The 14,175-nt window shown below is 40.1% G+C and carries 2 protein-coding genes (1 of these 2 running past the window's edge); both read right to left on the bottom strand.

Going from position 1 to position 14,175, the window contains the following annotated elements:
- A protein-coding gene (locus tag SANK73390_RS05390) for an amino acid adenylation domain-containing protein (RefSeq protein ID WP_462764456.1) crosses the window boundary here: on the bottom strand, window positions 1–5,341 show its 5' portion. It extends 4,544 nt beyond the left edge of the window; the window shows 5,341 of its 9,885 coding nt (coding positions 1–5,341); its start codon is at window positions 5,339–5,341; the stop codon falls past the left edge of the window.
- Window positions 5,341–14,175: an amino acid adenylation domain-containing protein gene (locus tag SANK73390_RS05385; RefSeq protein ID WP_462764454.1), complete on the bottom strand. Its 8,835-nt coding sequence runs from the start codon at window positions 14,173–14,175 to the stop codon at window positions 5,341–5,343. Before SANK73390_RS05385 ends, SANK73390_RS05390 begins: the two co-directional genes overlap by 1 nt.

Below are 14,175 nucleotides of genomic sequence, written 5' to 3'. Positions count from 1 at the left end.
CAGTCGCATCAAAGGCCAAAGGCGTGCTTACCACCGATTCATTCAGTTGAGGGTCACCAGCAAGGTAGCTTTCGCAAGCATGTTGCAAATACGCATTAACATTTGCATGGCTGATTGTCACCCCTTTTGGCTTACCTGTAGAGCCTGATGTATATATAATGTAACAAAGTTGTTCAATACTCTTTGAACCAATAATATTAGGGTGGGAGGTGGAATATCCGCTAAAGTTTGATTCAAGCTCAAAAATATCGTCTAGCAGTAAAAAGTCCGTACCACTTTCTATCAGTTTTTCAGTATTGTCACTTAGCGCCAAAATCATCATCATTTGTGCATCATCAACAATATTGATTATTCCATTACTTGGAGTTTCGATATGAAGCGGCACATAAACGTGGTTTGCTTTTGAAATAGCCAGTATGCTAAGCACCATATGGACGCAGCTTGGTAACAACACTCCAATTGGGCTTTGCGGTGCAAATTCCATTTCCAATAAACTATGAGCAAGCTGATTTGATAAATATTCAAGCTGAGTATAAGTGATTGAATGTTGGCCATCTCGCAACGCTATGTGCTCACCATGAGATTTAACCATTACACTAAAGCGTTGATCCCAACGTTGTTGCTGTTGACTGTGAACTTCCACCAGCTGTGCATAGTTTAATAGCGCAGACTGCTCTGCTTTAGAACAAATAGCCAACTCGCTTAACTTAATATCAGTATCCATTAAGCATTGTTCAAGCAGGTGGCAGTACTGTGCAAAAAAGCGCTCAATACTTGATTGCTGCCATAATGCCGTGTCGTATAACCACTCAACTACAATTTCTGACCCTTTATCGATAACACTTACTTCTAAATCCAGCTTAGCACTGCGCACGTTTGTGTTATAAGCATCAACTTTTAAGCCTTCTAACTGTAAAGCTTCATTAACTTGGTTATTGACCCTAAAAACAATTTGAATTAGCGGATGTATCGATATGTTTCGCTCGTGAGAAAGTTCATCAACAAGTAAATCAAATGGCAGCTGTTGATGCGCTATCGCTTCATTTAATACGTTCTTAGCACTGGCTATTGCTTGATTGAAAGAATCTTGTTCATTAAAATTGCTATATAACACCAATGTATTGATAAAATTACCAATCAAAGTTTCAAACTCTGGTAGCTCTCGGCCTGACACCGCAGTACCCAATGCGACATCCGCTTGTTGCGATGCACGGCTTAACCAAACACTAAATACCGTTTGTAAAATTAAAAATAAAGTATGACCGGATGTTTTCACATATTGGCGTAACAAAGTACTTAAGCTAGATGCGAATGGTCGACAAAATAACGCGCCGCCCTGCACTGGTTGATTGAGTCGCTCATAATCTGTAGGTAATTCATGTATTTTTGGCAAATCACTTAACTTATCACGCCAGTATTCAAGATCAGATAACCAACCTTTCGATTTGCCATTCTCACGTTGCCAGTAAACGTAATCAATATAGCTATAATCAGGCACCGATAATGCCTCACTATGTGTTTGACTATAATATTGTGATAATGCCTTACAGAGCACCTCAATTGACCAACCATCTGATACAATGTGGTGCATATTTACGATTAATACATGTTTTAAACTTTGTAATTTAATTAGCTGAGCGCGGATCATTAAATCACGAGATAAGTCAAAACTATGCTGATAATCTGAGGAAATGGTTTGATCTACCCTGGTCAACTGTTTCGATTCACATAATGATGTTAAGTCATGATTTACTAATGCGAACTTTAATAGTGTATTTTCAAACTGTACAGGGTGTGAATTTTCATCCACACGATAGTTAAATCTCAATATACGATGGCTTTGAATCACTGCATCAAAAGCTTGCTCTAGCCGCTTGCTATCTATATCACCATGTAGAGTAAAAACACCTTGTAAGTTGTATTGGCTGCTGTGACCTTGCAACTGATTTACAATCCAAAGCCGTTGTTGTGCATAAGATAGCGGGTGTTGCCCACTTCTTTTTTGGCGCGAAATAGTGTGAGCAGAATGCTCAAATGTAGCATTTATTTCCAAATACTGTGCAAGTTCCGCGACAGTAGGGTTTGCAAAAATCTCTTTAAGCGTAATCGAAATAGCCAACTCTGTTTGAATTTTATTTAACAACTTCATCGCTAAAAGCGAATGACCACCAATTGCAAAAAAATCATCATGTATACCTACTTTGATAGCGCCAGTGAGTTGCTCAAATAAACTTGCTAATTGCCGTTCAATCACAGTGTTTGGTAAAACTAAATCGCTAGTGTTAATCACCAAAGGCTTACTTTTTAGTAGGTTTCGGTCTACTTTGCCATTGGCTAATAAAGGTAAAAGGTCACACACAACAATCACACTGGGGATCATAGGTTCAGGTAGGTGCTGCTTTAAATCAGCTTTTATCTTTTGTTGTACTTGAAGACTACTTAAGCCATATTCATGAGTAACAACATGGGCAACCAAAATAGTCTGCTGAGCCTGTTTCTGGCACAGTACGACTGCCTGTTTTACGTTTTTTATCGCATTTAATTTGGCTTCAATATCAAGCGTATCAACCCTAAAACCTCTAACCTTAATTTGATCATCTAATCTGCCAAGAAACTCTAATTGCCCTGATTTGTTTAAACGAACCTGATCACCTGAGCGATAAAAACATTCACCATTGAATTTTACAAATGCCTGTTCGCTAATGCTAGGTGCATTAATATAGCCAAGTGCAACACTGCTGCCCCCAATGTACAACTCACCTGGCATTCCTACTGGCACACCTTGTTGGTGCTCATTGAGTATTTTAATCTGCACATGAGAAAATGGCTGGCCAATGCTATAGCTACCCCAATTACAGAGGCTGTCAGCAGTTAACTTATATGCTGTGGCCCCTATGCAGGTTTCAGTCGGTCCATAGTGATTTACAATACTCGCAGCAGGAAAGTTACTTTGAATTGCATCAACTAAAGGCTCAGTTAACGCCTCCCCCCCTAATATCCAATGCTTAACGGAGTTGCTGCATTTTAAGTTGATTATGTGTGGTAATAATTCATGGGCAAATGACGGCGTAACTTTTATCAAGTTTGCTTGTTGCTTCGCAAGTTCATAGGCAATTTTCTGTGGCTCTGGTAGTTGTTGCTCACTGCCCACTAGCAATACAGAGCCCCCATTTGCCAAAACCGGATAAAGACCCGTTAAACATAAGTCTGTGGCAAGGCCCGTAACCACGGCCGCTTTCGTTGCGGCTGAAAATTCAATAACTTCACTAACGCCATTTACATAACTTGCCAAAGCTTGGTGGGAGATCATCACCCCCTTTGGCGAGCCGGTTGAGCCTGATGTGAACATTACATAAGCACAATCATCACCTTGCAGAGGTAAAAGCTCAGAGTTAACAATAATTGAATCGTCAATCAGCGACTCAAATTTAACAATACTAACTTGATTATTTACGCACTGAACTTGTTCGCTTGGCTGCAACGCATCGTCACCCATAATGACTAAGTGTTGGCATTGAGCTTGATTTAATATCTCTAAAATGCGTTTAAATGGAGTACCTTGCTCTATCGGCAAGTAAGGATGATTTGAACGCATAACACCAAGCATCGCCACGACACTATTAATTGAGCGCTTAACCAATATTGCAATTGGCTGATGATGAGCCACATTCAAACTGTTTACAATGGCACAAGCTATAGCCGCGCTCTGTTTTTCTAATGCGTCGTAAGTCAACGATTGCTCATCACCTTGGAGCAACGCAACTTGATTAGGGTCAACTTTTACTTGATTAAGAATACTATCAACAATACTGATAAATTGCTTTTTTGCCTGTGGTGCTTGTAGTATGTTTGAACTCTCATCAACGCTTGGCAATGGCACAAGATCTATTAAATGATTGCAATCAGCGGTAAAAGTATCTACCAAAACCACAAAATCTTTGCAAAACGCCTCTATCAGCTGGCTATCAAACAAACTGCTACAATAGTCTACACTGCCAATCAGATCACCCTCTGATTGGGTCAGGTTAAGTGTTAAATCGTATTTTGCGCTGTGGTTATCAAGCGCAGTAAGATCTGCAGATATGTCTTCATTGGAGAGATTGTCAACGGCCACCGCATTGTAGTTGAATAACACTTGGAACAATGCTGAGTGAGCACTAGATTTTGGTAAATTTAGCGATGTGATTATGTCTTCAAGCGCTACACTTTGATTTGCTAACGCTTGTTTCACTATACACATCACATCTTGTGCAAGCTGTGTAAATGTTGGCGTTTTTTTAAGCTGCAAGCGTATTGGTAGTGTATTGATAAAGCAGCCAATCATGGTTTCAAATTCAGCTTGTGAGCGGTTTAAAACCGGCACTCCTAAAGTAATGTCACGCTTTTGACTGTAACGATAAAGTAAGCAATAAAATATACTTAAATACCCTACAAATTCAGTTACTTTTAGCGTTTGACAGACTCGACTGAAATTGAGGCACGTTTGATTGTCAATATGAAAATGTGAAACACTACCTTGATAGTTTTTTCCAGCAGAGCGTGGATAACTAGTCGGCAATTCAAATAAGTCAATATCAACCAATTGACCTTGCCAGTACGATAATTGCTCTTTATAGTCATCGCTTAGTCGGTATTGCTGTTCCCAGTGGACATAATCTAAATACTGGAGCTGTTTTTGCGGTGGCTGATTATCAGTAAGTGCCTCTAATAAGGCTTGAATAAATAACCCAACAGACCAACCATCAGCAATAATATGGTGCATCGCAATATAAAGCCACTGTCCATGCTCACAGTGGTTATCAGTAAATAGAGTGCCTCTAACTAATAAATCATTAGCAAGGTCAAAGCAGTGTGTAAGCTCAGCATCTAAATGGCTTACTATCTCTTCTTTAGACACATTACCTTGAGTAATCGCAACATCAACGGCAAACTCATGTTGATCACAAACTTTTTGTATCGCACCTTCTTCACTGCTTATAAAGTTGCTTTTTAACACCTCATTATTAGACAACAGCAGGTTAATTGCTTGGTTTAATCTTTTAGCGTGTATTGGTTGTGAAAACCTAACCAAACCTGACATATTGTAAGCGTAAGAAGACTGTTCATATTGGGAAATAAACCAAATCCGTTGTTGAGCACTTGACAAGCATCCAATTTTTTCATGGTTTTGACTCATATATTCAATGAGTAGATCTTTATTTTTTTTAATTCGACTGAGTAATTCACTTGGTACATTATCTAATTTGGTTCTTAGTTTTAACGCCCCATTTTGCATGTACACGTAGATACCTAGTTTATCTAGCTCGGCCAAAAAGCTTTCTATCGCTAAATTATCCATCATTACAAGTCCATCTCCGTCATTGATTGATCGGCCAATACATCATTGATATCTCTACCACTTACAATGTCACTCACCTGCTGCACCTTCGGTGCTGCGCCAGATGCAGTTTTTGCATGTGTTAAATCCTCAATTCGCTGTGAAAGCGTACTCACACTTGAATAGTCAAATACGTCAGCAACCGTTATTCGTATACCAAACTCTCTATTAATACGAGAGACCAATTGCATTGCTTGGACAGAGTTACCACCACCATCAAAAAAACTTTTTTTAGTGCAAAACTGGTTTACTTGCAAAACACTAAGGTAACATTGTAATAATTTTTGTTCACTTTGCGTACTCGGTAAATTCACTCGCTCAGGTTCAGTATTTTGTGTACTTTGCGCAACAGGTAAAGCGTTTAAATTTAATTTTCCATTCGCTGTCTTTGGCCATTCGGTTAACCAAAACAGCTGTTCAGGTAGCATATAATTTGGTAGGTAACGAGCAAGTATTTGGCGCAACCGAGCTAGTGTCCAAGTTGATGATAAATCTTTTGCATCAATACTATAAACGCATAGCGAGCCTATATTGTGTTGCTCAGATACTATCAGGGCTTTGATATCAGTGGTGTTAAATAAGTTCGCGATATGATATTCAATCTCGCCAAGCTCAATGCGATGACCATTGAGTTTTACTTGCTGGTCCAGTCGGCCTTGTAACTCAATTTGACCATCGGCTAAACGTCTAGCTCGATCGCCTGTTTTGTATAGTCGTTGTTTGAGTTGTTCATTGAATTGATGCTCTACGAAGCGTTGCAGTGTTAAATCTGCACGATTGATATAACCCTTAGCCACTCCCAAACCGCCAATCCAAAGCTCACCCCAAACCCCAATTGGTAATGGCAATGCCTGATTTTGTGCATCTTCATCCATTATATAAAGACTTGTATTAGCGATGCCTTCACCAATGGTTATGCTATGAGCATTATTAATATGACTAACCGATGACCAAATTGTGGTTTCAGTAGGCCCATACATATTCCAAAGCTCGCCTCCACCACTTAGCACCTTCTTTGCTAATATACTATCGAGCGGCTCTCCCCCGCACAGTACTTTTAAACCTTTGACACAGTTAGGGTTGGTATTGAGTAATAGTCGCCACAATGTGGGTGTAGCCTGCATAATTGAAATTGAATAAGTAGTCAATTGTTCAATAATTGCATCTGGGTCACTACATATTTGTTCATCTGCAATCACAGTCATAGCCCCCGCTGTCAGGGGTAGAAATAACTCTAGCATTGCGATATCAAAAGCAATTGTAGTAATTGATAAAAACTTGTCGTCAGCGCTGATCCCTGGTTTATCACGCATGGCTTCTAGCAAGTTGCTAAGGCCACTATGCATGACTTCTACCCCTTTTGGCCGACCAGTAGAGCCTGAGGTATAGATCACATAAGCAACTTGGTCGCTCATTACTTGATTGAACTTTATGTCACAAGGCTGCTTATCAATGTGCTGCGCCTCATTATCGACATCTAGCACATTAAAACTTGCATTTTGTAGTAACTCGCTGTCCGCACTTGTGCTATCGCAGATGAGCAATGAGACTTGTGCATCATCTAAGATATCGATAATACGATCTTTTGGATAAGCCAAATCTAACGGCAAATACGCGGCACCAATTTTTAGCACCGCTATTAAACTAATCAATAATTCACTACGACGTGATAAAGCAATTGCCACCAAATCACCTTCTTTGACGCCTTTTATCGTCAAATAATGTGCCATTTGGTTAATTCGCACATCTAAATCTGCATAGGTGATCTGCCTTTCATTACATCTTAACGCCACTTTGTGCGGATAATTTCTTACACTGGCCGAAATATCATCTAGAAGTGTTTTTTGCAGGCTTCTCTTTTGATCATTATCTTGAGCGTTTTGTATTGGGTTTAGTAATACCGCTTGATAATCTTGCTGTTCAAGTAAAGAACAGGCTCTAGTATTTAACTTATCCGAGCCACTTAAATTATTAAGTAATGCAATAAATTGGTGTGCATATCTATTAACCAAGTCATCATCAAATTTCGCGCAGTTATAATCAAGTTGCAGTGACCATTGCTCACTAATACAAGCAATATTACAGCTCAACTCAAACTGCCCAAATTGTGCAGAGCTAGTTATATTTTTTGTCATCAATCCATTAAAATCTGGCAGTTTGTGTACTTTGTCTAGATTGAACATAACCGTAGGTAAAGATTTATTTTGATCTGCCAATGCTGAAAATGGAAAATGCTGGTGGTCAAAGGCATTGAGTAATTGCTTTTGTGTTACTTTAATAAGTTCAGCAATGTTTTGACAGCTCGACACATCAACCACGATTGGCAAAATATTAGTACAGTACCCCACTAATTTTGTATCTAATACTTGTGGTTCAAATTGATTATCAAGCAATTGCCTGTCTGATACAGGAATTAACACCGATACAACGTTTTGCCGAGTTAGCTTATTTAGCCACAATATATAAATAGCTAACAAGGTAGCAAACTGGCCACAACCTTGTCCTTTTGATAGCGCGCTTAGATTGTTTATTGCTGGCTGTGATATCACATACATTAAGCTGCGAACTTCATAGCTGGTAGCACTTGGCGCATGAGTTTTAGCAGGCAGTGTAAGTTGAGAAACCGCACTTAATTGCTCAAGCCAATATTGCTCATCTTTTGAATATTTTGATGATTGTCGGTAGCTTGCTAGTGCGTCGATATAGTCACGATAATCAACGAACTTATGCTCATCTTGCTCTAAATTTGCATTATAGTAGCGAGAAACGGCACTAATTAACTGTGTTATCGCTATACCGTCATACAACAAGTGATGGGCAACAACCGTCAAGTAATGAGTATTTTCCGCAGTTTTAATAAGTGTAAAACGACACAGTCTGTCGCTTTGAAAATCAAATGACTCATACCTTAACTCAGCAAGTTTATGTGATATGGACCGATCATTTTGGCATATTTCATTACGCAATAATTGTGTGTCTTTGGATACACTTCGATGGCATAAATCATCCGGGTCGACCCTAAAACCTAGTACCGGAATTTGTTTATGAAGTGTCTCAATCGCCTGAGTTAAACGCTTAACATCAAGCTGCCCGTCTAACTTAACAGTTCCTTGAAGGTGATACGCCAACGCCCCTTCTTGAGTGCGCAACCCCAGCGCCAATAACTGCTGCTGCGCTTGGCTCAGTGGATAAGCACATGTATTAATTTTAGTGATGTTACTGGCTTTATTCGCAACACCAAAATATCCCGCAGATTGTAAGCTGACGACACTGCCTTTTACTGCCGCTATAATGGCTTCAACATCATCATTAGTATGAGCATCACTTAAAAAACAATTTCGCCCTTCCCATATAAACACACCGCGATTGAGCATTTCATAAAAGAATACGTCTAGATTTTGATTGAATCTGAATCGAAATAATGATGTAAACGATTCCACTTTGATAGGTATATTAGTTTCTTCAAAAAACGTATTAAGAGTGCTTTTTAAGTAAGTGGTTTTATCCGCTATATCTGCTTGGCATTGCGCACCCCGTTTTTTTATTTCATTGAGTACCGCTTTTGCACTGGCCATTGCGAGTGGGTGCTTACAAAAAGTACCAGCAAAAAAAGTCGTATCAGCTTTAGGGTAAGACTTATCACCGTACTGCCATGTACCACCATCTATCGCATCTAGGTATTTAGCACTGCCTGCAACAACACCAATTGGCAAGCCTCCCCCGACAACTTTTCCATAGGTAGCCATATCGGCTCTGATACCCAACATAGCTTGAACACCACCTGGGTGAGCACGGAATCCAGTGATCATCTCATCAAAAATCAAGGCGATACCCAGCTCCGTGGTCACTTCTCGAAGAGCGTGTAAAAAGGCCCAAGGCTGAAGCTCAGGGTGACGACTTTGCACTGGCTCGACAAGCACCGCAGCTATTGAGTTTGCATTGGCCCGAATCACGCTAATTGCTTCATCAGCGCCATAGTCTAATACGATGTTATCTGCAACGGTCCCTTGTCTAATACCTGAACACATTGGCTCCACTTTGCTACCATCTGGTGTTGGGTGAGCTAATGTTCCGTCATAATGACCATGATAAGCCCCATTAAATTGCACTATCTTGTCACGCTTACTAACAGTGCGAGCTAGGCGTACCGCAGTCATAACAGCCTCAGTGCCAGAATTACAAAAAGTAACTCGTGCAAGGCCCGTAAGTTCACTAATAAGCTCTGCCACATCGCAAGCTACAGGGCTTGCTAATCCTAGTTGAAGCCCTGCATCTATTTGCTCATAAAGCGCTTGCGTAATAAATTCACTCTTGTGACCAAATAAATTAACCCCAAAGTCCATAGTAATATCGATATATTCATTATCATCAATATCCCAAATACGCGCGCCTTGACTTCGCTTAGCAAAAACAGGATAAAGCATTTCTTTGCTCGATAACCGAAAACCAGCTGAAGCTCTGCAATCAGAAAGGTGCGCTCTATGTTCAGAGACTAACACCTTAGAGCTGATGGTTTTTTTGCAATAAGTATTGGCTAAATTCTGTTGGTGTATTTTTACTTGTTCATTATCTTGATGTATTGCCAATTGATTTAATTTAAAACCGGGAAGTACACTGTCTATTTGCGCAGTACCTGTATTTACGTTTGCATTTTTGGTTACTGCAGACGTATTACTATACTCATTTAATTTTGATTGCGTACTGTGGTTAATCTGCACATTCTGAAGCAGTTGTAACTGCTTCGTACTTACTGCTTCGACACTTAACCGAGCTTGCTCGCAAGTTACACTGGCAGCTGCTTGCAGTTGCTCTTTGCAAATCGATTCTAATACATGCTCATTCAAACCAAGCGATTTATGCATAACCTCAACAGGAACTTGTACTTCGCTTTCATTCACCACAGCAGCCATATCTTCGGTTTGAATCAGATAGTCACTATGCTTTTCAATATATTCAACTAAACGAGACACAGAACTTAGTTCTTCATAAAACTGTCGCACGCTAAACTCTAATGTAAATTCTTTCTCATACGTTCTCACGGCCTGCATGATCATTAATGAATCTACACCCATTTCTAGCAACGGTTGTTGTATATCAATATTTTGTGCAGGAATAGATAACAAAGTCGCCAATGTATTGAGCACATACTGCTTAATCACTTGGTGACGATTAATATTTTGAGGAACAGAAGCTATTTTTGAACTTGATTTTGCAACTTGGCTTTGTAAACCAATCCAATAACGGTCTTTAGCAAATGGATACGCTGGTAATGGCTGCCTAACAACCCCTTGTTGAGGGTAAATTGCTTGCCAGTCCAACTGTGCACCTATCTCAAACAAACGAGCAAGTGTACTAAGCAATCTAAGTTTATCATCTCCTTTGGGGTTCAGTACTGAAACAAACTCGCTGTTAGCACGAGGCAAGTTTTCTTGTACCAATGTACTCAGCACTGCTTTTGGACCTATTTCTAATACACAGAAATATTCACTATCTTTAAGTACATTAAGCGCATCAGCAAATTTAACGGGCTGAACAATTTGTTCAACCCAATACTGTGGTTCACACAATGCCTCACGTTCTAGTTGGCCCGTGACTGAGGAGATAAAATCATAGCAAGGTAAGTGAAATGAAATACTCTCAGCCACATTTTTAAATTCCGCTAGCATGGGTATCATTAATGGTGAATGAAATGCTCGAGCAGTATTGAGCTTTTTAAATTTTATCGCTTTTTCGTTTAACTGTGTACATATCGCTGTAATGGCACTATCACTGCCAGAAAATACCACACCGCTGTGTCCATGATACGCTGAAATTGCAGCCTCATTTTTGTGCTGTGCAATCAATTGATTTGCTAAAACTGCATCACAACGCGCTGATACCATAGTGCCGGTTGCTTCAAGTTGGTGCATTAAAAGTGCCCTTGAAGATATCAATTTAATCGCATCGGCTAAAGAGAACACACCAGCAATACAAGCTGCAGCATATTCACCCACACTATGCCCTAGTAACTTATCTGGTGTTACACCAAAACTAAGTAGCAGCTTTGCCAGTGCATATTCAACGACAAATATCGCAACCTGAGCCCACTTCGTTTGCTCTATCTCATTCTCAGCACCATCATATAAAACCTCTATAAGCCGTTTTCCTAATGAATTAGCAAGCAATTCGTCACATTCGTCTATCGAACTTTTAAAAACATCATGAGATTCATATAAAGATCTGCCCATTCCAGCGTAATGAACACCTTGACCCGTAAACAAAAACACATTTTGCGGTATTAATGACTGACTACTTGGCTCTGATGTTTGATGGTTCGCTAAGCTATTTAGCAACTGTGTACGTGACAAACCAACTAACGCTGTTTTAACGCCTTTTAAATTTGGTCTATGGGCAGTGGTATGTATTAATGCATCGAATTGAGTTGCATCAAGAGTCTCTAATCTTCTTTTGTAATTTGCGACCAGTGCGCTAAGAGATTCAGAGGTTTTTGCAGTTAAGGGTAAAATATACGCTATGGTACTTGCTTCAAGACCTATAGACTTAAGCTTTAAAGATGGTCTATTTTGACAAATAACATGCGCATTAGTCCCGCCAAAACCAAATGAACTTACCCCAGCAAACGCTTTTACCTGTTTACACTGAGATATTTGGCTGGTTTTTCCGTTCACAGAAATTGCTATTTTGTGCCAAGGAATGTGTGAATTGAGTGTGTCGTTATAAGGCTGGCCTGGGATCTGACCATGCTCTAAGCAAAGTAACGTTTTAATTAGCCCTGCGATACCAGCCCCTGATTCTAAGTGACCAATATTTGCTTTCGCCGACCCCACTATAAGTGGGTTCATTTTGCGTCTACCAACACCATACACTTTGTTTAATGCCGTAACCTCGATCGGATCACCCAACTTAGTACCAGTGCCATGCGCTTCCACATATTGAATATCGGATGCTGATAATTGCGCGTCATCGAGTGCAGCTTGCAGCACTTTTTGCTGTGCGCCACCACTTGGGGCCGTCAGGCCATTACTACGGCCATCTTGATTAATTGCGCTGCCTTTTAGTATTCCATAAATTGGGTCATTATCAGCAAGTGCTTGTGCCAACGGCTTTATAACTAAACAACCAACCCCCTCGCTACGTACATAGCCGTTAGCGTTATCAGAAAAAGTCTTACAATGTCCATCAGGTGCGAGCATTTGGGCATTTTGACACGCGTCTGTTACTTCATTACTAAGTATTAGGTTTACACCAGCAACCAAAGACACTGGCACTTTGCCTGAACGCAATGCTTGCATCGCATGATGTAAGGCTACCAATGAAGATGAACACGCCGTGTCAACCGCAACACTTGGGCCTGTAAAATCATAGGTATAAGACAAACGATTAGCCGCGATACTGAGCGCTGTACCAGTCCCTAAATAAGGGTTTTCAGTTAATTTATTAGTGGATAAAGTAAAGTAATCACTTTGCGAAATACCAACATAAACACCCACTGCCTGACCCGCTAGTTCTGCAGGTTTATAACCCGCCGCTTCAATTGCATGATAACTTGTCTCTAATAGCAGCCTATGTTGTGGGTCGATATATGTTGCTTCTGTAGGTGATAATGAAAACATCGCTGGGTCAAAACACTCAACCCCTTGCAAGTAGCCACCCAATCGATTTTCATTTAATTGTGGGCAAAGTTCCTGCCTAGCTTTACCTACCGCTGAAATTGCATCTTGCTTATCTATAAGCAACTGCCAATATTCATCAATATTATCAGCTTGTGGGTATCTGCATGCCATCCCTATTACCGCAATATCACCGTCAAGAGAAGGTGATGATTTGCTGTTTGATTTACTGGCCGAAGGTGTTTGTTTACCTTTATCAAAAACTGATTGTTGTTCGACTCTGGAAAATGCTTGTTTTACTTCATCAAATTCGCACAAATATTGAGTTAGTTGAGCAATACTTGGGTACTCGAACAGCACAGTTGCTTCTAATTCTATATCGTGGATTTCCATCAACTCACCGGAGATCCTTACTGCTTTCATAGAATCTATTCCCAATGATTGGAATGTTGCATCAATGTCTAATGACTGAGTACTTGTGTCTAATTCAAGTGCAACCACGTCTTTTAAAGCTCGCAGTACCGCGCCTTCTAATCCTTGATTGACAGTCACCTTTGGCTTTGATTGCAGCGTTTTAACACTTGTTCTAGATCGCGCTATGACTTCAAAACTATCATTCAAATAATACTGCTTATTTTCTTGGCGCTGTATTTTCCCACTAGATGTTTTTAAAATTCGACCTGGTTTAATCAACAGTAATTCAAAAGGAGTTACACCATGGTTTTGGACTATCGCTTGTGTCACTGCAGAAAAAACAGCATCTGCATCAAGCTTTCTAATTGCTGTACGCTTAACTTGCTGAACAACTACCAATCCCTCTTCACCTTTATCGGTGATCACCGAAAATGCCGCTCCTCCATTATTATCAAGTGCGCTATGTGACTCGGTTACGCTTAATTCTATGTCTTGTGGGTAATAATTTTTTCCTCTAAAAATCAACACATCTTTACACCTACCCGTCAAATAGAGTTCGTTTTGGCAAACAAAACCAAGATCACCCGTTCTTAAATAAGGCCCATCTTTTGCATCAATATAGGCGTTAAATGTGGCCTCAGTTGCTTGTTCTTGCTGCCAATACCCCCTTGCAACACTCTCTCCTTTCACCCAAATTTCACCAACTTTTGAGTCTTCTAAACGCTGCATGTTTTGAGGATTAACAATAGCAATATTATGATCATGCCATGTCAC

The sequence above is a fragment of the Pseudoalteromonas sp. SANK 73390 genome, assembly GCF_054966645.1.
The sequence above is the reverse complement of the archived record's forward strand: the minus strand, read 5'-3'. Positions and strand labels throughout refer to the sequence as shown.